General features: G+C 71.6%; 16 protein-coding genes and 1 tRNA gene. 4 read left to right on the plus strand and 13 right to left on the minus strand.

Annotated features, from left to right (window positions below):
- Position 1: 1 nt before the first annotated feature.
- Complete coding sequence (locus tag IOD16_RS38750) at positions 2-832, plus strand: metal ABC transporter permease (RefSeq protein ID WP_123744459.1); 831 nt, start codon at positions 2-4, stop codon at positions 830-832.
- A 235-nt stretch (positions 833-1067) separates the two neighbouring features.
- On the opposite strand, the gene IOD16_RS38755 is transcribed toward IOD16_RS38750, so the two are convergent.
- The 10 genes from IOD16_RS38755 to IOD16_RS38800 form a co-directional block, all read right to left on the minus strand.
- Complete coding sequence (locus tag IOD16_RS38755; RefSeq protein ID WP_236594628.1) at positions 1068-2546, minus strand: GGDEF domain-containing protein; 1479 nt, start codon at positions 2544-2546, stop codon at positions 1068-1070.
- 236 nt (positions 2547-2782) lie between these two features.
- Positions 2783-4006, minus strand: coding sequence for an MFS transporter (locus IOD16_RS38760; RefSeq protein WP_123744457.1), 1224 nt, complete (start codon positions 4004-4006; stop codon positions 2783-2785).
- A gap of 361 nt (positions 4007-4367) precedes the next feature.
- Positions 4368-5789: an MBOAT family O-acyltransferase gene (locus IOD16_RS38765; RefSeq protein ID WP_201438265.1), complete on the minus strand. Its 1422-nt coding sequence runs from the start codon at positions 5787-5789 to the stop codon at positions 4368-4370.
- Between the two features lie 573 nt (positions 5790-6362).
- On the minus strand, positions 6363-7331 hold the full coding sequence (rlmB, locus tag IOD16_RS38770) for a 23S rRNA (guanosine(2251)-2'-O)-methyltransferase RlmB (RefSeq protein ID WP_201438266.1): 969 nt from the start codon (positions 7329-7331) through the stop codon (positions 6363-6365).
- 4 nt (positions 7332-7335) lie between these two features.
- Positions 7336-8727 (minus strand): cysteine--tRNA ligase, encoded by a 1392-nt coding sequence (cysS, locus tag IOD16_RS38775; RefSeq protein WP_201438267.1) that lies wholly within the window; start codon positions 8725-8727, stop codon positions 7336-7338.
- Positions 8728-8772: 45 nt separating this feature from the next.
- Positions 8773-9384, minus strand: a complete 612-nt coding sequence (locus tag IOD16_RS38780) for an HAD family hydrolase (protein WP_123744453.1) — start codon at positions 9382-9384, stop codon at positions 8773-8775.
- A 92-nt stretch (positions 9385-9476) separates the two neighbouring features.
- Positions 9477-9872 carry a PPOX class F420-dependent oxidoreductase gene (locus IOD16_RS38785; RefSeq protein ID WP_201438268.1) on the minus strand — a complete coding sequence of 132 codons (396 nt, stop codon included), beginning with the start codon at positions 9870-9872 and terminating at the stop codon, positions 9477-9479.
- Positions 9873-9877: 5 nt separating this feature from the next.
- Entirely contained in the window at positions 9878-10351 is a 474-nt protein-coding gene (gene ispF / locus IOD16_RS38790; protein ID WP_236594629.1) for a 2-C-methyl-D-erythritol 2,4-cyclodiphosphate synthase, read from the minus strand.
- Positions 10348-11058 (minus strand): 2-C-methyl-D-erythritol 4-phosphate cytidylyltransferase, encoded by a 711-nt coding sequence (ispD, locus tag IOD16_RS38795; protein WP_123744451.1) that lies wholly within the window; start codon positions 11056-11058, stop codon positions 10348-10350. Before ispD ends, ispF begins: the two co-directional genes overlap by 4 nt.
- 32 nt (positions 11059-11090) lie before the next feature.
- Positions 11091-11579 carry a CarD family transcriptional regulator gene (locus IOD16_RS38800; RefSeq protein WP_012782996.1) on the minus strand — a complete coding sequence of 163 codons (489 nt, stop codon included), beginning with the start codon at positions 11577-11579 and terminating at the stop codon, positions 11091-11093.
- 303 nt (positions 11580-11882) lie between these two features.
- Here IOD16_RS38800 and IOD16_RS38805 point away from each other — a divergent pair, with 303 nt between their 5' ends.
- Both IOD16_RS38805 and radA read left to right on the plus strand, forming a co-directional pair.
- The gene (locus IOD16_RS38805) at positions 11883-12665 is read left to right on the plus strand and encodes a hypothetical protein (protein ID WP_201438269.1); all 783 of its coding nucleotides are present in this window, start codon (positions 11883-11885) and stop codon (positions 12663-12665) included.
- A gap of 255 nt (positions 12666-12920) precedes the next feature.
- Positions 12921-14285 carry a DNA repair protein RadA gene (gene radA / locus IOD16_RS38810; protein WP_201438270.1) on the plus strand — a complete coding sequence of 455 codons (1365 nt, stop codon included), beginning with the start codon at positions 12921-12923 and terminating at the stop codon, positions 14283-14285.
- A 51-nt stretch (positions 14286-14336) separates the two neighbouring features.
- On the opposite strand, the gene otsB is transcribed toward radA, so the two are convergent.
- The 3 genes from otsB to IOD16_RS38825 form a co-directional block, all read right to left on the minus strand.
- The gene (gene otsB, locus IOD16_RS38815) at positions 14337-16871 is read right to left on the minus strand and encodes a trehalose-phosphatase (RefSeq protein WP_201438271.1); all 2535 of its coding nucleotides are present in this window, start codon (positions 16869-16871) and stop codon (positions 14337-14339) included.
- Between the two features lie 56 nt (positions 16872-16927).
- Positions 16928-18364 carry an alpha,alpha-trehalose-phosphate synthase (UDP-forming) gene (locus IOD16_RS38820; RefSeq protein ID WP_123744447.1) on the minus strand — a complete coding sequence of 479 codons (1437 nt, stop codon included), beginning with the start codon at positions 18362-18364 and terminating at the stop codon, positions 16928-16930.
- Between the two features lie 154 nt (positions 18365-18518).
- A complete protein-coding gene (locus IOD16_RS38825) occupies positions 18519-19856 on the minus strand; it encodes a threonine/serine ThrE exporter family protein (protein WP_201438272.1) in 1338 nt (445 codons plus the stop codon).
- A gap of 282 nt (positions 19857-20138) precedes the next feature.
- Between IOD16_RS38825 and IOD16_RS38830 the strand changes: the two genes are divergently transcribed.
- A tRNA-Thr gene (locus IOD16_RS38830) sits at positions 20139-20214 on the plus strand.
- Positions 20215-20248 lie beyond the last annotated feature (34 nt).

Consider the following 20248-nt stretch of genomic DNA (forward strand, 5'->3'; position numbering starts at 1 on the left):
GATGGAGAACTTCTTCGACCTCGGGCAGACGCTCGACCTGCTGCGCTACGTCCAGCCGATGCTCATCGCGGGCGCCGTGCTCGGGCTGGTGGCGGGGCTGCTCGGCCCGCTCGTGGTGACCCGCAAGATGGCGTTCGCCGTGCACGGCACGAGCGAGCTGGCGTTCACCGGCGGCGCGGCGGCCCTGCTGCTCGGGGTCGGCGTCGGGTACGGCGCGCTGGCCGGGTCGGTCGTCGCCGCGCTGCTCCTCGGCCTGCTCAGCACGCGCGACTCGGACCGCGACTCGGTGATCGGCGCGATCCTGGCGTTCGGCCTGGGCCTGGGCGTGCTGTTCCTGGCCCTCTACAACGGCCGTGCGGCGAACAAGTTCGGCCTGCTGACCGGTCAGGTGGTCAGCGTCGGCTCGACCGACCTGTGGCTGCTCATCGGCGCGTCGGTCGCCGTGCTGGCCGTGCTGGCGGTCATCTACCGGCCGCTGCACTTCGCCAGCGTGGACGCCGCGGTGGCGGTGGCGCGCGGCGTGCCGGTGCGGACCCTGTCGGTGGTGTTCGCGGTGCTGGTGGGCGTGGCGACGGCGTTGAGCGTGCAGCTGGTGGGCGCGCTGCTCGTGCTGTCGCTGATGATCACGCCGGCGGCGGCGGCCACCAGGGTCACCGCGAGCCCGGTGCGGGCCACCGTGCTGGCCGTGGTGTTCGCCGAGGTGTCCGTGCTCGGCGGGATGCTCCTGTCGCTCGCTCCCGGCATGCCGGTGAGCGCGTTCGTCACCGCGGTCTCGTTCCTGATCTACCTGGTCTGCCGGCTGATGAGCGGCAAACGGGAAAGAGTCCAGTAATACGTTTAGGACCGGCCGCCAGTGGGTACTCGCGGCTGTAGGGGGCACCAGAGGCCCGGTCGCGGGACGCGGGCCGCGCGGAGACACGGGTGCCATGCGCAGCATGAGGACCACGTCGGCGGACCACCGCGGTCGCGGTGGCGGGCTCGGTCGCGCCTCGCGCGTTTCCGCGCCACGCCGGCAAGCCCGCCGCACCCCCGCCCCGGACGCCGGTCGCGCCGGGGACCTCGAGGACTTACGCGGTGCGGGTGACCTCGGCGGACGCCGCCTGGTCGGGCGCGGCCGCGCCCTCCGCCACCGGCTGGTCGCCTCGCGGCGCGGGCAGCAGCCGGATCTCGCCGCCGGCCACCCGCACCTGGTTGCGCCCGTTCTCCTTGGCCGCGTAGAGCGCCGCGTCGGCGAAGTGCTGCGCGTCCTGGAGGCACTCGCCGTTGTCCGGCAGCACGGCCACGCCGATGGACGCCGAGATGGCGCGCACCTCCGGCCCGTCCGGCGTCAACGGCAGGTTCCGGCCCCGCAGGGTCACGGTGTTGCGGTGCTTGTCGGTGGTCATCACGGACATCTCGCCGATCGCCTCGCGCACCCGTTCGGCGATGGCCGTGCCCTGGGCCAGGCCCGTGTCGGCGAGCACCACGACGAACTCCTCGCCGCCGTCGCGCCCGGCCACGTCGCCCGGCCGCAGCTTCTCCCGCAGGATCCGGCCGACCTCGGCCAGCACGGCGTTGCCCGCCGGGTGGCCCCAGGTGTCGTTGATCCGCTTGAAGTGGTCCAGGTCGATGGCCAGCACGGTCACCGGCTGGTTGTCGTGGCGGCACCGGTCGGTGAGCCTGCCGCCGTACTCGGCCAGGCCGTTGGTGTTGAGCAGCCCGGTCCGGTAGTCGGTGTGCGCGTCCTCGGCCAGCCGCGCCTGCAGCTGCTCCTGCTCGCGCAGCAGCCGCTCGAGGTGCGCCCGCCGCTGCGCGGCGTGGTAGAGCAGCGAGTTCACCAGGATCACCGGGAAGACCAGCAGCAGCGGACCCACCCAGTGGGTGGTCATCAGCATGCCGAGCATGGCGCCCGCGCCGAGCGTGCTCAGCTCCAGCATGTTGTCCGCGCGCGAGCCCAGGAACTCCTGGATGCGGGTGTGCGGGGTGACGATCTTCAACGCGACGGCGATGTTCATGCCCTGCGCGCCCCAGTTGACCAGGGCGGCCGCGATGAGCACGAGCACCAGGCCCAGGTCGGTCGGGATGACGCCGGTGGCCAGCAGGGACAGCCCGGACAGGTGCACCACGGCCCAGGCCAGCATGGTGCCGCCGAGGATGCTCGCGGAGCTGAACACGAACCGGTACGGCTGGCGGCGGGCGATCGGCTGGATCAGGATCCGCATCCAGATCGTGACGAGCACGGCCAGCGCCCCCGGCAGCGCGATGGCGGCGGCGAACGTCCAGACCGACGTCAGGTCGATGTGCGGACCGGCCGACTCGTTGCGGCGCGACTCCTCGGCCCGGCGGACGATCATGAGGTGGACGGTGACCGCGAACATCACCGCGCCGAATCGGAGCCAGTCGGCGTTCGAGATCGAGCCGAGGCCGGTGAGCAGCCAAATGGCGGCAGCCGCTACCGCCGATTCGATGAAGAAGAAGTACACCAGCGCGGCCGGTCGCAACGTCCACAGATCCCAGTTGCGAATCGAGGGCCGGCCGACTGCCCCAGAGGCCTTCTGGTCAGTCAAACTGTTCTCCACCACGACCCCCTACCCTCTGCCCGGCGCCGCGTGGCGAACGCCGTTCGCAGCGGCACGTCCGTGCCCGAGATGCGCACTGAGGAGGTGTTCGCCATGCGCAACCGCGACATGTGAGCCGCTCCCTCCATCCCGGACCGAATGTTCACCGTACGTGCCCGCGGGCTAGCGGGCCGCAGCCGAGGGGTCCTTCATGTTTGACAATCGCGATATGTGATGAGTCCGTTTCAGATCGCCACCGCTTTCGGGTCGTCCCGGGTGCGGGCCCGTCGCCAGGCTACGGTCGCCTGCGTGGCCAGCAACAGCCCGATGCCGCCTGCACCCGCGATCGTCGCGGTGACCGAGCCGACCGTGTGCGCCACGACACCGGCCAACGCCATCCCGCCGCCCTGCGACGAGCGCAGAGCGGCACGGCCGATGCCGTACGCGCGACCGCGGTAGGCGTCGGGCAGGATGCGCATCCACGCCGAGCGCGCGGGCGTGTGGTACGCACCGGCCATGCCGGCGATCACCAGCAGGGCGATGGTCCAGGTCAGGTTCGGGTTCAGCGCGAACATGACCAGAGGGGCCAAGGACAGTATGGCGAGCGGGCCGATGAGCCGCTCGCGCTTCGCGGGATCGCGCACCACCCGGAACAGCACGGCCACGCCGAGGACGTTGGCGGCGGGCTCGATGGCCAGGATCAGGCCGACGGCCCACACCGCGTCCAGACTCGCCGCCAGGGGCACGGCGAGTCCCTCCGGGACCATCGCGAGACCGGCCAGCAGGCGCATGCCCATCAGGCTCCGCAGCCGCGGCTCGGTCACCAGGAGCGTGAACGCGCCCTTGGGGCCTTCGGGGTCCCGCTTCGTGCCGCGCGGGTCCGCGGCCGGCCGGTGCTTCACCGACAGCTGCACCAGGATCGCCACCCACACGAACGAGGCCGCGTCGATGGCCAGCGCGACGTTGGCGCCGGCGTTCGTGACGAGGAACCCGGCGGCGGCCAGGCCGACCATCTGGGCGACGTCCACCGACGTGCCGAACAGGGCCACGCCGTCGTCGTAGCGCTTGTCCGGCAGGACGTGCGGCAGGCTCGCCTCCTGCGCCGCCAGGAACGGCGACGAGATCATCAGCACGACCACCAGCAGCACGATCATCAGCCACAGCGGCGAGCCGGGAATGGCCATCAGGCCCACCAGGACGGCCTGCAACCACGCGCACCACACCATCACCGTGCGGCGGGGGAACCGGTCCGCGAGCCAGCCCAGCAGCGGGCCGGAGACCAGCGGCGGGAACAGCGTCAACGACCACGTGAGGGCGGTCCACGCGGCGGACTGGGTGCGCTCGAACACCAAGAGGGAGAGCGCGACCGCGGCGAGTTGATCGCCGACGGTGGACACCGTCGAGCCGATCCACATGCCGCGGAACTCGCGGTTGCCCACGAGCGCGCGGATGGTCCCCCCGGAAGTCACAACTCCCCCAGGTTGGTCGGCCCCGATGAGTGAGTCACGTTACCCCCACCCGAAGTAACAATTCCCTCGGTTAGCACGGTAGAAGCTGCCGGATGTGCAATCTCTGTCCTACCACACTGTGTACCCGAACGGAGCAGGTCGGTTACATAAAGTAGTTGCAACAGCGAAAAATCGCCCACTTATTCTTGACAGTTGACGGTAGGTGACCCGGCGTGAGCAATCCTCGCCTACCCTACGTCGACCACGGCCGCCATTGGGTACCGAGGGGCTGGTCCGACCGGGCCAGCGCGTTCCTGCGGTCGCCGACCGCCCGTCCGCCGGCGGCTCCGTCAATTGTTGAACATCGCCCGCGTGTCGATCTTCAGAACTGGTAGTAGAGGAACGGGCTGAACGTGCCGCTGGCCACCAGGATCGCCGCGTAGCCCACGCCCACCGTCATCAGCGAGATCCTGGCCGCGGTGGCGACCTTGTCCCGGGAAGACTCCAGGTACGGCCCGCTCACCGGATGATCGGGCATTGCGACAATCGCCAGCGCGAGCACCAGCAGCACAATGCGCTGATTGGTCGCCGCGGCCGCGACCGCGTCGGTCAACCCGCCGAAATCCGGCAACAGCATGTGGCCGATGATTGTGAACGCCGTACCGAGATCGGCGGATCTGAAGAACACCCAGCCGATTACCACCAGCAGCATGGTCAAGACCCGCCGGGCAATTCGGGTACGCGTAGTGACCAGCGCCGAATCCCAGCCGAATCGGCGTTCCAGCACGAGCAGTCCGCCGTGGAACACACCCCACACGAGGAACGTCCAGTTGGCCCCGTGCCAGAAACCGGTGAGCACGAAAACGATCGACAGGTTGCGGTAGGTCTGGAGCACGCCGCCGCGGTTGCCGCCCAGCGGGATGTAGACGTAGTCGCGGAACCAGCGCGACAGCGACATGTGCCAGCGGCGCCAGAACTCGGTGATCGTGACCGACGAGTACGGGCGGGCGAAGTTCTCCGGCAGCCGGAAGCCCAGCATCCGGCCCAGGCCGATGGCCATGTCGGAGTAGCCGGAGAAGTCGAAGTAGAGCTGGAGCGTGTAGCCGATCGCCCCGAGCCAGGCGATGGACGTGGTCATCTCGTCGGCCGGGGTGGCGAAGCAGGCGTCGACCATCGGCGCGAGCGAGTCGGCGATGATCACCTTCTTGCACAGGCCGAGGGCGAACCGGGGGAAGCCGGCCGCGACGTCGTCCCAGCGGTGCAGGCGCGGCTGCGGGAGCTGGTCGGCGATCTCGCGGAACCGCACGATCGGGCCCGCCACGAGCTGCGGGAACATCGCGATGTAGGTGACGAACGCGACCGGTTCCCGCAGGGCCGGGCGCTCACCCCGGTACACGTCGACCACGTACGAGATGTGGTGGAAGGTGTAGAAGGAGATGCCGATCGGCAGCGCGAGCTCGACCACCGGCAGGTCGGCGCCGACGACGGCGGCGATGTCGTGCAGCTGCCCGGTGGCGAACCCGGCGTACTTCCAGACCAGCAGCACACCCAGGTTCAGCGCGATCGAGCCGACCAGCACCAGCCTGCGGTCACCCGGCGCACCCGGCTCCAGCCGCCGCCCGGCCAGGTAGTTGACCACCATGCAGCCGAGCAGCAACAACGTCGTGCCGCCCGCGCCCGAGACGTAGAACAGCAGGCTCGCCACGGCGACCACGCCGTTGCGCCAGTTCCTGGGCGTGACGAGGACGGTCGCGAGCACGACCGGGAGGAAGAACCACAGGAACAACGGGCTGGCGAAGGACATCGCCGCAGACCTTATCCGCCGCTCACACCCCACCGGTCCCGATCTCCCACAAACAGCCCCACCTCACACCGCCCCACCCTCGACCGCCCACCGCACAGGCCTCGACCGTTCGACTCGCAGGCCCCGGCCCTCGCCGCACGGCCCTCTGCCGTTCGACTCGCGGGACCTCGAACGCCCGGCCCACAAACCATGATCACCCGACTCGCGGGGCCGGACATCCACCGCCGGAGTTGTCCACAGGCCGCCCCCGACCGCCCGACATCGTCGGTCCGACCTGGCAGGATCAAAAACAGGGGTCCCCTTGGCGGGGACCCCTGCGCAGCCGATGGTGTGACCGGTCAGCGTGAACGTCGAGGCGGTGCCGGCCGGCAACCGCAGGTGTCCCGGTCGGGTCCGCGTCCCCGGACCGGTGCTCCGGCGAGGATCACCCGAACGGTCCGAGGAGCACACCGGCGGACGTGGCCGACCTCAGGTGCCCGATCCCACCCGGTCGACACCGGCCAGGTGACGACCTTGGCGGGACCAGAGCAGAGGTCCCTTGGTGGGGACCCCTGCGCAGCCGTATGTGGCTGGTCAGCCGCGGAGCTCGAGGCGGCGGCGGCGGGCGATCTCGGCCAGGACGACGCCGGCGGCGACGGAGGCGTTCAGCGACTCCACGCCGGCGGACATGGGGATGGAGACCGTCTGGTCGCACGTCTCCTTGACCAGGCGGGAGAGGCCGCGGCCCTCGGAGCCGACCACGACGACCAGCGGGCCGGTGGCCAGGTCCAGGCCGTCCACGTCGACGTCGCCGTCCGCGTCCAGACCGATGATCATCAGGCCGGCGTCGGCCCACTCCTTGAGCTGGCGGGTCAGGTTGGTCGCCACCGCGATCGGCATCCGGGCCGCGGTGCCCGCGCTGGTCCGCCACGCGACGGCGGTGATCCCCGCCGACCGGCGCTGCGGCAGCACGACCCCGTGCGCGCCGAACGCCGCCGCCGACCGCACCACGGCGCCCAGGTTGCGGGGATCGGTCACCCCGTCCAGCGCCACCAGCAACGGCGGCCGGCCGGACTGGTTCGCGATCTTGAGCAGGTCGCGCGGCTCGGCGTACTCGTACGGCGGCACCTGGAGACCCAGCCCCTGGTGCATCGCGCCGCCGGTGATCCGGTCCAGCTCGCCGCGCTGCACCTCCAGCACGGAGATGCCGCGCGTCGCCGCGAGCTGCACCGCCTCGGCGACCCGGTCGTCCGCGTCGATGCCCAGCGCCACGTACAGCGCCGTCGCCGGGATGCCGGCGCGCAGGCACTCGACCACCGGGTTGCGCCCGGCCACGGTCTCCGGGCCGTTCTCGGCGGCCTTGCGCCGCTGCGAACGCACCTGCTCGGCCTTCGCCGCCGCGTTCGCCCGCTTGTAGGCGGGGTGGTTCGGCCGTTCGGTCGCCTTCGGCGTGGGGCCCTTGCCCTGCAGGCCCTTCGACTTCTGCCCGCCGGAACCGACGACCGCGCCCTTCTTGGAGCCGGGGTTGCGCATGGCGCCCCGGCGCTTGGAGTTACCAGCCACGAGCTCAGTCGTCCTTCAACGTCCACAACGGACCGTCGGGGGTGTCCTCGACGGCGATACCGGCCAGCAGCAGGTGATCGCGCAGCGCGTCCGCGCGCGCGAAGTCCCTGTCCTTGCGGGCCTGCGACCGCTCTTCCAACAGCCGCTCCACGAGCACGCCCAGCGCCCGCCCGCCCGCGCCACCGGCCGCGGCGTCGTGCCACAGCGGCGACAGCGGGTCCAACCCGAGCAGGCCGGTCATCGCCCGCACCGACTCGGCGGCGGCACGCGCGCCCAGGTCGTCCCCGGACTCCAGGGCCGTGTTGCCCTCGCGCACCCGCTTGTGGATCGCGGCCAACGCGCCGGGCGTGCCCATGTCGTCGTCCATCGACGTCACGAACGCGGGCGACAGCTCGCCGTCCGCGCCGACGGCGCCCGTGCGCTCGACCACGCGCCGCAGGAACGACTCGATCCGGCGGTACGCCGACACCGACTCGTCCAACGCCTCGGGCGAGTACTCGATCGTCGACCGGTAGTGCGGGCCGACGAGGTAGTAGCGCAGCTCGGGCGCGCGGACCCGCTCCAGCATCGCCGGGATCGTCACCGTGTTGCCCAGCGACTTCGACATCTTCTCGCCGCTGAGCGTCACCCAGGCGTTGTGCATCCAGTAGCGGGAGAACCCGTCGCCGGCCGCGCGCGACTGCGCCTGCTCGTTCTCGTGGTGCGGGAAGATCAGGTCGATGCCGCCGCCGTGGATGTCGAACGTCCCGCCCAGGTACGCGGTCGCCATCGCCGAGCACTCCAGGTGCCAGCCCGGCCGGCCCGGACCCCACGGCGTCGGCCACGACGGCTCGCCCGGCTTCGCCGCCTTCCACAGCGTGAAGTCGCGCGGGTCGCGCTTGCCCGTCGCCGCCGACTCGCCCTGGTGCACCTCGTCCAGCTTCTGCCCGGACAGCGCCCCGTACTCGGGGAACGACGTCACCGAGAAGTACACGTCGCCGTCGGAGGCGTACGCATGACCCTTCCCGATCAGCCGGTCCATCAGCTCGACCATCTGCGTGACGTGGCCCGTCGCGCGCGGCGAGTAGGACGCGGGCAGGCAGCCCAGCACGTCGTAGGCGTCGTCGAACGCCCTTTCGTGCTGGTAGGCCCACTCCCACCACTCGGCGTCGTGCTCGGCGGCCTTGGTGAGGATCTTGTCGTCGATGTCCGTGACGTTGCGCACCAGCCGCACGGTCGAGCCGTCACGGCCCAGCCAGCGCCGCAGCACGTCGAAGTTGAGGCCGCTGCGCACGTGGCCGATGTGCGGAACGCCCTGCACCGTGGCCCCACAGACGTAGATCGACGCCGTTCCGCTGACCTGCGGGACGAACTCCCGCATCGACCGGGTCGCGGTGTCGAAAAGGTGGAGGCTCACGTGAAGATGGTACGGGCGTTGACCAGCCGGGGTTGAATCGCCCGGTCAAATGTGCTTGCGGAGCACCTGCAGCAGAGCTTCCGGGCGGCTCCCGGTCGGCAGCGGGTCGACGAACTCGACCTGGCACCCGATCGCCGCCGCGCCGCCGTCGGCCTCGGGGCTGTCGCCGATCATGAGGGCCTCGGTGGGGTGCACGCCGAGGCGGTCGCAGGCGATCCGGAACAGCTTCGGGTCCGGCTTGACGAAGCCCTCCTGGTAGGAGAGCACGAACTCGTCCACCCGGTTCTCGACGCCGTGCCGGGCGAAGACGGCGGAGATGTCCCACGCGATGTTGCTGACCACGGCGGTCGGCAGCTCGGTGCCCAGCGCCTGCGCGGTGTCCGGGTACGGCTGCCAGAACGGCGGGCTGCACAGGTCGGCGTAGAACTTGGCCGGGTCCTTCGCGCCCGCCTTCGTCAGCACGGCGAGGTGCATGTCGCGGTGCGCGTCGGGGTCGAGGTCGCGGCGTTCCCACTGCGCCTCGTCGAGGTCCAGCCCCTCCGCCAGGCCGACGGGCGCGGTGAGCGCCCGCAACAGCTCCGCGTGGGCGGCCAGCGAGTCGTGCTCCAAGCGGAACAGGGTGCCGGAGAAGTCGAAGAGCACGGCGCGGATCGTCACATAACGCACGTTACGTGGTCCGGACATCGGAGGTCTCGGGTATCCCGCAGACCGAGAGCAGCCTCACCGGACCGGCGTAGGCGCCGCCGCCGTCAAGCGGCGTTGCCGGTGACCCTGGTGGGGGTCAGGCGGAGCACCACGCGGACCCCGCCCGGCGCGTCGGCCGGGAAGTCCTCGCCCGTGTACTTGCGCGACAGGGAGTCCGCCAGGGCGCGGCCCCCGTCCTCGACGATCGTCACGGTGCCGCGGACCTCCGCGCACACCTCCGGGTCGTCGTTGCTCCACACGCTGGCGCCGGCCCGCGCGTCACGGCGGAGGTTGCGCTCCTTCGCCCGGTCGCGCAACGTCGAGAACAGCAGGTCGTCACCGTCACGGGTGACCCACACCACCGATGTCTGCGGGCTGCCGTCCGCGTTGAGCGTGGCCAGGACGCAGTAGTTGCGCCCGTCGACCAGGGCCCGCGTCGCCGCGCTGAGGGTGACCGCCATGCGGGTCAGGCTAGTGGGACCAGCAGCGCGGTCGCCACGGCGGCGATGCCCTCGCCGCGCCCGGTCAGGCCCAGGCCGTCGGTGGTCGTGCCGCTGACCGACACCGGGCCGCCCACCGCCTCGGACAGCACCCGCTGCGCCTCGTCGCGGCGCTTGCCGATCTTCGGCGCGTTGCCGATGACCTGCACGGCCGCGTTGCCGACCCGGAAGCCGGCCTCCTCGACCAGGCGGCGCGCCTCGGCCAGGAACTCCACGCCGTGCCGCCCGGACCAGCGCGGGTCGCTCGTGCCGAACACGGCGCCGAGGTCGCCGAGCCCGGCGGCGGACAGCAGCGCGTCGCACAGCGCGTGCGCGGCGACGTCTCCGTCCGAGTGGCCGGCGCAGCCGTCCGCGTCGTCCCAGCGCAGGCCGGCCAGCCAGCACTCACGGCCGCGTTCCACTTGGTGGACGTCCGTGCCGATGCCCACTCTGGGGATCACGGTGCTCCTCGGGTGCCGACCAGCAGCGCCTCGGCCACGGCCAGGTCGAACTTCGTGGTGATCTTCATGGCGTCGGGGTGCCCGGGCACGGTGACGACCGGCACACCGAGCCGTTCGACCAGCCCCGCGTCGTCCGTGGCGCCCAGGCCGGCGTGGTGCGCCACCTCGTGGGCGCGCAGCAGCACGGCCGCGTCGAAGCCCTGCGGGGTCTGCACGACGCGCAGCGCCGCCCGGTCCGGTGTGGCGACCACCACGCCGTCCGCGTCGACCTGCTTGACCGTGTCCGCGACCGGCAGCACGGGGATGACGGCCGCGTGACCCGCGGCGACGGCGTCGACCACCGCGCCGACCACGGCGGGCGGCGTGAAGGCGCGGGCCGCGTCGTGGACGAGCACGATGGAAGTGTCGGGGATCTCACGCAGCGCGTACGTTAAGGCCAGGCGCACCGAGTCCGACCGCTCGGCGCCGCCGGCCACGACGTGCACCGCCCCGTCGGCTGGGGCCAACGGGGCGGTGACGGTACTCACAATGTCCACATCGGACGGCGGAGCGGCGATCACGACGTGCCGCACGCGACCGGAGTCGAACAGGCCGCGCACCGCGCGCACGAGCAGTGGAACGCCGTCGACCGGCACGAGCGCTTTGGGCATGCCATAGCCCAACCGCTCACCCCGGCCCGCCGCGGGCACGAGCGCGACCACACCCATGTTCGCGATGTCCGAGGTGGTGGGTGGAACGATCAGGACGCGGTAGCCAGGACCTCGTCGAGGAGCACTTCGGCCTTGTCCTCGTCGGTGCCCTCGGCCAGCGCCAGTTCGCTAACCAGTATCTGTCGAGCCTTCGCCAGCATCCGCTTCTCACCAGCGGACAGTCCGCGATCCTTCTCGCGCCGCCAGAGGTCGCGCACCACTTCGGCCACCTTGTTCACGTCACCGGACGCGAGCTTCTCCAGGTTGGCCTTGTACCGCCGGGACCAGTTGGTCGGCTCCTCCGTGTGGGGAGCACGCAAGACCTCGAAGACCTTGTCAAGACCCTCCTGGCCGACGACGTCACGAACGCCCACGATCTCGGCGTTGTCGGCGGGGACGCGAACCGTGAGGTCGCCCTGGGCGACCTTGAGGACGAGGTACTTCTTCTCCTCGCCCTTGATCACACGGGTCTCGATTGCTTCGATGAGAGCGGCACCGTGGTGCGGGTAGACGACGGTCTCTCCGACCTTGAAAACCATGTGTCCTCTGCCCCTTTCGCTAACCCCATCCTAACACGACGGGCAATCCCCTCATCGGCCTGTTGAGATCAGTTAGCGCTGGTCAGGGCCGCGTGGGGGGTTGACAAATCACCCGGTCGCATGCAACGCCCGTGGTCGATCTTGCTCCACTGTGGACGGGCGCGGCGGGGTCCCGGCCCGCTGTGGGGCACCACATGCCGCAGGTCCGGGGGCACCCGGTTAGGCTCCTGGACTGGTGGTCGGACCCGCTACTACCGGGTACGACCCGCCTCGTCAGCACACCGGGAAGGGATCCGAGCAGCCGTGGGTCGCGCACTCCAGAAGTCACCAGCGCCGCGCCGCCTGGCCGTCGTGGCCGCCCTGGCGACCGGCCTCGGCTTGGTCGCCGCAGGTTGCAGCGCAGGTCAGATCACGCAGACGGACACCCAGGTGGCCGTCGTCAACGGGGCCAACGGGCAGGTCGGCGACATCGCCGTCCGCGACGCCCAGTTCCTGTTCCCGTCGGCGCACGGGTTCTACGAGGAGGGCGACGACGCGCCGATCGTGGTCGTGATCGCCAACAACGGCACCGCGGTGGACAAGCTGCTGGGTGTGACCAGCGAGTTCTCCGCGCCGGCCGAGATCACCGGCGACACCCGGCTGGAGCCGTCGTCGGCCATCGTCAGCGGCGCCGACCAGGACGACGCGGGCAGCCACGCCACGACGACGTCCAAGTCGGCGTCCTCGTCCGCGACCTCGGGCTCGCACGCGCCGTCGGACTCGCACGCCGCGACCACGACCACCACGACCACGCCGTCCGGCGCGGCCTCGGCGACGACCACCACGACCGGCACGACGGGCACGACCACGTCGGGCAGCGGCACCTCCGTGTCGAGCCCGCCGACGACGGGCACGAAGCTGCCGTCGTCCGTCGACCCGACCGAGCCGGGCGTGGTGAAGATCGTGCTGAAGCGCCTGGCGAAGCCGCTGCGGCCGGGCCAGACGATCAAGGTCACGTTCCTGTTCGAGCAGGCCGGCGAAGTGACCCTGGAACTGCCGATCGGCGCCTCCCCGGAACCGCGCGCGGACGCGCCCTCGGAGCACTGACCGCACCACCGCACCGCAAGCCACGCAGGGGTCCCCGCCCAGGGGACCCCTGCTTTTATTCTGCCCGCCGCCGCCGGGAAGGCCCAGGGGCGATCGGCGATCTGTGGACAGGAGGCGTGCGGCGCGCTTGCGTTCCGGGTGACGCGGGTCCACGTGGGACTGGCGGGCCCGCCGTCGCCGGAGGCCGGCACGTCCCGCGCCGGGCGGGCACGAGCCGGCGATGGGGTGTCGGGGGTGCCGGATAGCCTCCGTGTCGTGGCGAAGACAGCACGGGTGGCCAGGGCGACGTACCGGTGCGCCGAGTGCGGGCACGAGGTGGCCAAGTGGGTCGGGCGGTGCCCGGAGTGCCAGGCGTGGGGCACGGTGGAGGAGCGGGGCGCCTCGGCCGCCCCCCGGTTCCTCGCGGGCACGCCGAGCAGCGAGGCCCGGCCCATCGCGCAGGTCGACATCGAGTCCGCGCGGGCCGTCTCGACCGGTGTCCTGGAGCTGGACCGGGTCCTCGGCGGCGGCCTCGTGCCGGGCGCCGTGGTGCTGCTGGCGGGCGAGCCGGGCGTCGGCAAGTCGACGCTGCTGCTGGAGGTCGCCCACCAGTGGGCGCTGTCGGTCGGCCGCTGCCTCTACGTCACCGGCGAGGAGTCGGCGGGGCAGGTGCGGTTGCGGGCGGACCGGACCGGCAACCTGCACGACGAGATCTACCTGGCCGCCGAGAGCGACATCTCCGCCGTCCTCGGCCAGGTCGACGCGGTCAAGCCGAGCATGCTCATCGTCGACTCCGTGCAGACCATGTCCTCGCCGGCGGTGGACGGCGCGCCCGGCGGGGTCAGCCAGGTCCGCGCCGTCACGGCTGGCCTGATCGCGGTCGCCAAGGAACGCGGGCTGCCCGTCGTGCTGGTCGGCCACGTGACCAAGGAGGGCTCGGTCGCCGGGCCGCGCGTGCTGGAGCACCTGGTGGACGTGGTGCTGCAGTTCGAGGGCGACCGGCACTCGTCGCTGCGCCTGCTGCGCGGCGTGAAGAACCGGTTCGGGCCCGCCGACGAGGTCGGCTGCTTCGAGCTGCGCGACGACGGCATCGCGGGCGTCCCCGACCCGTCGGGCCTGTTCCTGCACCGCCGCGACCAGGCGGTGTCCGGCACCGCCGTCACGGTCGTCGTGGAGGGCAAGCGGCCCATGCTGGGCGAGGTGCAGGCGCTGGTCACCCCGACCGCGCTGCCCGCGCCGCGACGAGCGGTGAGCGGGCTCGACTCGGCCCGCCTCGCCATGGTCCTCGCGGTGCTGGAGAAGCGCGGCCGGGTCGGGCTGGGCAACAAGGACGTGTTCACCGCCACCGTCGGCGGGATGCGGCTCGTCGAACCCGCGGTGGACCTCGCGGTGGCGCTGGCGGTCGCCTCGGCGGCCACCGACCTGCCCCTGCCTCACGACCTGGTCGTGGTCGGCGAGGTCGGCCTGTCGGGGGAGCTGCGCCGCGTCAACGGCGTCGGCCGCCGCCTCACCGAGGCCGCCCGGCTCGGCTTCACCAAGGCCCTCGTGCCGCCGGACGCCGGCCCGCTGCCGCAGGGCACGCGCGCGCTCGTCGCCACCGACCTGCACGAGGCCCTGAACCTGCTCAAGCTCCTGAAATAGCGGAAACGGCGCCCCCGCGGCCCGGGGACGCCGTTTCCGGTGGGCCGACGCCTACTTGCCTGCCGCCAGCAGCTGCGCGCAGCGGATCAGGCCGAGGTGGCTGTAGGCCTGCGGGTGGTTGCCCAGGGAGCGCTCCGCGATCGGGTCGTACTCCTCGGGCAGCAGACCGGTGGGCCCGGCCGCGTCCACCATCTGCGCGAACAGCTCCTCGGCCTCGGTGCGCCGACCGGTGAGCAGGTAGGACTCGATCATCCACGCCGCGCACAGGTGGAAGCCGCCCTCGTCGCCGGGCAGGCCGTCGTCACGCCGGTACCGGTACACCGTGGAACCGGACCGCAGCTCGGCCTCGATCGCGGTCACGGTGGCCTGGAACCGGTCGTCCGTCGGGTCGATCAACCCGGACAGGCCGACGTGCAGCGACGCCGCGTCCAGGTCGTCGCCGTCGTAGGCGGTGGTGAACGACTGCGCTTCCTCGCTCCACCCGTGCTTGAGCACGTCGTTGGAGATGGTGTCGCGCAGCACCGGCCACGACGGGTCGATCTCCCGGCCGTAGGTCTCGGCGAGCCGCACCGCCCGGTCCAGCGTCACCCAGCACATGACCTTGGAGTACACGTGGTGGCGCGGCGCGTGCCGCTCCTCCCAGATGCCGTGGTCGGGCTCGTGCCAGCGGCGGGCGACCGCCTCGGCCATCGCCTGCACCATCAGCCAGTCCTGGTCGGTCAACGAGCCGCGCGCGGCGGCCAGCTGCACGACCAGGTCCACCACCGGGCCGAACACGTCGAGCTGCACCTGCTGGTTGGCGAGGTTGCCGACGCGCACCGGCCGCGACCCGGCGTACCCGGGCAGCGTGTCGATGACGGCCTCGGCGCCGAGCATGGTGCCCTGCAACGTGTACAGCGGGTGCAGCCGCTCCGGGCCGGGCAGGGTCGACAGCACCCCGTGCACCCACCCCAGGAACGCCTCCGCCTCGCCGATCGACCCGACCGACACCAGGGCCTGCGCGGTCAGCGCCGCGTCGCGCAGCCAGCAGTACCGGTAGTCCCAGTTCCGGATGCCGCCCAGCTCCTCGGGCAGCGAGGTGGTGGCGGCGGCCATGATCGCGCCGGTGTCGTGGTGCACCAGGCCCTTCAACGTCAACGCCGACCTCAGCACCAGGTCCGACTCGACCTGGGGCAGCTTCAGCGTCGCCGCCCAGTCCGACCAGAACGCGCCGGCCCGCGCCCGCCGCTCCGGCTCGCCGAGCGTGGCCTCGGACAGGTCGTCCGTGCCGCAGCGCAGCTCCAGCAGGATCGGCGCGCCCTCGCGGGGCCGCACGACCGCCGTGGCGGTCTCCTGGATGCCGTCGGAGGTGATCTGCCAGTCGACGCCGGGGGAGCGCAGCACCATCGGGTCCGAGGTGCCGACGACCCGCAGGCCGTCGCGCTCGCGCAGCAGCCGCACCGGCACCTGGCCGAACTCGGGCCGCGGCGCGAACGTGATCAGCGCGTTGGTCGAGCCGGAGACGCGCCGCACCAGGTCGGTGCGGTGCGAGGCCAGGTCGTGGTCGAGGTAGTCGGTGACGAGCAGCCGCGACCAGCGGGTCTCCACGATCATCGTGCCCGGCACGTACCGCTGGCCCAGGGGCAGCGAGCCGTGCTCGGGCTTGATCGAGAAGTGGCCCGCGGCGGGCCCGCCGAGCAGGTCGGCGAACACCGCCGCCGAGTCCGGCTCCGGGTGGCACAGCCAGTTCAGCCGCGCGTCGGGGGTGAGCAGCGCGACGGACCGCTCGTTGGCGAGCATGGTCAGCCGCTCGATCGGCACGGCCTGGTCGCCGTGCAGCCAGGCCCGCCGCTCTTCCAGCAGGAACGCCAGCACGGTGGCCACGTCGACGCTGTCGGCGACGCAGTACTCGGCCAGCGACTCGCCGTCGCCGACCTTGATGCCGACGTCGGGTCCGCTCAGCCGGGCAAACGCTTTCTCGTCGGTCACGTCGTCGCCGACGAACACGGCCGCGGTCGCCGACGCGCGGTGCCGCAGGACGTCCAGGGCGTGGCCCTTGTCCGTCTGCACCACGGCCAGCTCGATCACGGCCTTGCCCTCGGTGACCTGCACACCGTCCCACGTGGCCGGTCCGGTGCGCACGGCGTGGAGAACCCGCTCCCCCACGGCGGGGTCGGCACGGCGAACGTGCACCGCGATGCTCGCGGGTTTCACTTCCAGGCCGACGCCTTCGTGGCCGGCGACGACCCCTTCCAGTTCTGTTTCCAGGCGACGGTGCAGTTGCTTCGCGTCAGCGTCCAGCGCGTGCACGAAACCGACGTCGAACTCGGATCCGTGCGAACCCACCAGGTGCACCTCGGACGGCAGGCGCGACAGGGTCGCCAGGTCGCGCAGAGCGCGCCCGGAGATCACCGCGGCCGTCGTCTCGTGCAGACCGGCCAGGGAGCGCAACGCGCCCACCGACTCGGGCAGCGGGCGGGCGTCCTCTGGGTTGGCCACGATCGGAGCCAATGTCCCGTCGTAGTCGCAGGCGACCAGCAGGCGCGGTGTGCGTGCCAACTGCACGATCGCACGACGAAGTTCGGCGGGGAGGGCCTCGGCGGTCAACGCCCCTCCTCAATGCTCGGTGGGACAAGGGTCGGTAAAAGTCGGTCTGAACTGATTCAGATCGTGGACTGCGTGCCCAAGGCATCAAGAAACGATCGAGCCCAGCGGTCGACGTCGTGCGTGAGGACTTGGCGGCGCAGCGCGCGCATCCTACGGCGACCTTCGGCCGGATCGAGCGTGAGGGCGGCTTCCAGGGCGTTCTTCACGCCGTCAAGGTCGTGCGGGTTGACGAGGAACGCGCTCGTGAGCTCGGCCGCCGCACCGGCGAATTCGGAGAGCACCAGCGCGCCGCCGAGGTCGTAGCGCGTGGCGACGTACTCCTTGCAGACCAGGTTCATGCCGTCGCGCACCGGGGTCACGACCATGACGTCGGCGGCGGTCATGAACGCGGTCAGCTCACGCCGGTTGACCGATTGGTGCAGGTAGTGGACCACGGGGTGGCCCACGGTGGAGAACTCGCCGTTGATCCGGCCGACCGCCTGCTCGATCTCGCCCCGCATCTGCTTGTAGTGCTCGACGCGTTCGCGGCTGGGCGTGGCGAGCTGCACCATGGTCACCTCGCCGGGGTCGACCCGGCCGTCGGCGAGGAGTTCGTGCAACGCGCGCAGCCGCACGTCGATGCCCTTGGTGTAGTCGAGGCGGTCCACACCGAGCAGGATCTTCTTCGGATTCCCGAGGTCTTCGCGGATTTGTTTCGCGTGTTTTTGGACTTCTTTGTCGCGGGCGAGCGCGTCGAGACCCGCCGAGTCGATGGAGATCGGAAATGCCCCGACCCGCACGGTGCGGTCCCCGACCTGGACGACACCGGGCCTCGTGCGCACGCCGACCGCGCCCCGGCTGGGCTCCAGGCCGACCAGGCGGCGGGCCAGCCAGAGGAAGTTCTGCGCGCCGCCGGGCCGGTGGAAGCCGACCAGGTCCGCGCCCAGCAGGCCGCGGATGATCTCCGTGCGCCACGGCAGCTGCATGAACAGCTCCACCGGCGGGAACGGGATGTGCAGGAAGAAGCCGATGCGCAGGTCCGGGCGCAGCTCCCGCAGCATGGCCGGCACGAGCTGGAGCTGGTAGTCCTGCACCCAGACGGTGGCGCCCTGGGCGGCGACCTTCGCGGTCACGTCGGCGAACCGCTGGTTGACCCGCACGTAGGCGTTCCACCAGCGCCGGTGGAACGCGGGCGGCGCGACCACGTCGTGGTAGAGCGGCCACAGCGTGCCGTTGGAGAAGCCCTCGTAGTAGTCGGCGACCTCGGTGGAGCTCAACGCCACCGGGTGCAGTTGGAGGCCGTCCTCCTCGAACGCGTCCACGTCGGCGTCGGCGACGCCGGGCCAGCCGACCCAGGCGCCGCTGTGCGTGCGCAGGAACGGCTCCAGGGCGGTGACCAGGCCACCGGGGCTGTGCTTCCAGCGTTGCGTGCCATCGGGCAGGCGCTCCAGGTCAACCGGCAGGCGGTTGGCCACGACCAGGAAATCCGCGCCGTTCTCGCCAATGCTGCTCACCGGGTAGCGCCTCCTAAGGATTCGTCTCGCCCACCGTCGAGGTTAGTGGGAACGTGCAGGTTGGATGCCCTGTCGTCAGCCCCGTCACACTGTGTTGACTTGACGAAAGTCCGTCAGGTGGGCGATCTCACGTGGAAATGCGGTGTTCAGCCGCTCAGCGCCGGGAACGGGCCGCCAGCCGGCCGAGACCGGTGCGCACCGGTCGACCCAGATGTTCACCCAGGACGACGCCGCTCGCGAGCGCGAGGGCGGTGCCGGCGGCCAGCACGAGGGTCGACAGGCCGGCCGAGTCACCCTCGGCGGTGAACTGGTACAGGCCCCGGTAGGTGGTCCAGCCGGGCAGCAGCGGCACCATGCCGGCCGTCGCGACGAGCAGGGGCGGCGTGCGCAGCCGGCGGGAGACGATCTTGCCGAGGAAGCCGACCGCGGTGGCCGCGGCGACGGCGGAGGTGATGGTGTTCGTGCCGATGAGGACGAGCAGGCCGTAACCGGTCGTGCCCACCGCGCCCGCGAGGGCGGCCATCGGCAGCGCCCGGACCGGCGCGTAGCCGGCCAGGGCGAAGCACGCGGAGGTCGCCGCGCCCGCCGCGAACTGCGTCGGCACCTCGGAGATCAGCGGCGGCAGCGGGTCGGCGATGCTCGTCCGCACGCCGAACTGCACACCGGCGCGCAGCGTCAGCGTGATGCCCGCGATGAGCCCCGCGGTGAGCAGCGTGATCTCCACCGTGCGGCCGGCGGCGGTGACGTGGTAGCCGGTGATGGCGTCCTGCACGGTGCCGACCAGCGACAACCCCGACAGCAGCACCACGATCCCGGTGGCGATCAACAACGACGGCCGCGCGGTCGGCAGCAGGTCCGTCGCGTACATCGCCACCGCCACCGAGGTGGCCAGGGCCCCGCCCACCACCTGCTGGAAGAAGAACGGCAGCCCGCGCCGGTTCAGGACCCGGCCCACCCGGTCGATCAGCGCCGTGACGACGGCCGCCGTCGCCGCCAACGACGGCCCGCCGCCGACCAGGAACGCCACCGCCGCCGCCATGCCCGCCCACGCCGCCGTGGCCACCCAACGGGGGTACGGGTGGTCGGCCCGGCTGATCCGCTCGATCTCGGCGGACGCGTCCCCGGCCGTGACGCCGCCGGAGGTGATCCGCCGGATCAGGTCCTCCACGGCGGCGAGCCGGGTGTAGTCGACGCTGCGACCGCGCACCACGCGCATGGTCGTCACGGGCGCGGTCTCCGTGCCCCGGTGGCACGAGACGGTGATCGACGTGTAGATCACGTCGACCTCGGTGTTCGGCAGGCCGTACGCGGTGGTGACCGCGAGGATCGTGGCCGTCACGTCGGCCACCCCCGCCCCGCCGGCCATCTGCGCCTCGCCGACGCGCAACGCCAGGTCGAGCACCAGGTGCACGGTCGAGTCGTCCGGAGGGGACGGACCCTCGACCGGTCGTGCCCGATCGGTGTGCTGGAACCGCCCGCGCCACCGGCGCACCCGGCGTCACCTCCCTCGCTCACCCGACCGCCACGCCCGACCGTGTCACATTCGAGGCTGTGTCCTGCGCCACCCCTGGACGGGGGACCTGGACCAGGTGAGTCGATCACTGTGCGTTCATTACTGTTGATGGCCCTGGCCAGCGGTTTTACGGGTCGCCAGGTCCACCCGGACGGTACCGGGGACCTCCGGACGGACCAACGCGGGGCCACCGTGAGCAGACCGTTCGCCGCAGGTGGCACCCCCTGCGGGCGCTTACGATGTTCCAGGCCTCCGGGCCGCGCCGGTGTAGCTCAATTGGCAGAGCACTCGCCTTGTAAGCGAAAGGTTAGGGGTTCAAGTCCCCTCACCGGCTCCACGCAGCTCGGCCCTGACCGGGAAAAGCCTGGTCA

Origin of the sequence: Saccharothrix sp. 6-C, assembly GCF_016695385.1 — a bacterium.
GTDB classification, from domain to species: Bacteria; Actinomycetota; Actinomycetes; order Mycobacteriales; family Pseudonocardiaceae; genus Actinosynnema; species Actinosynnema texasense.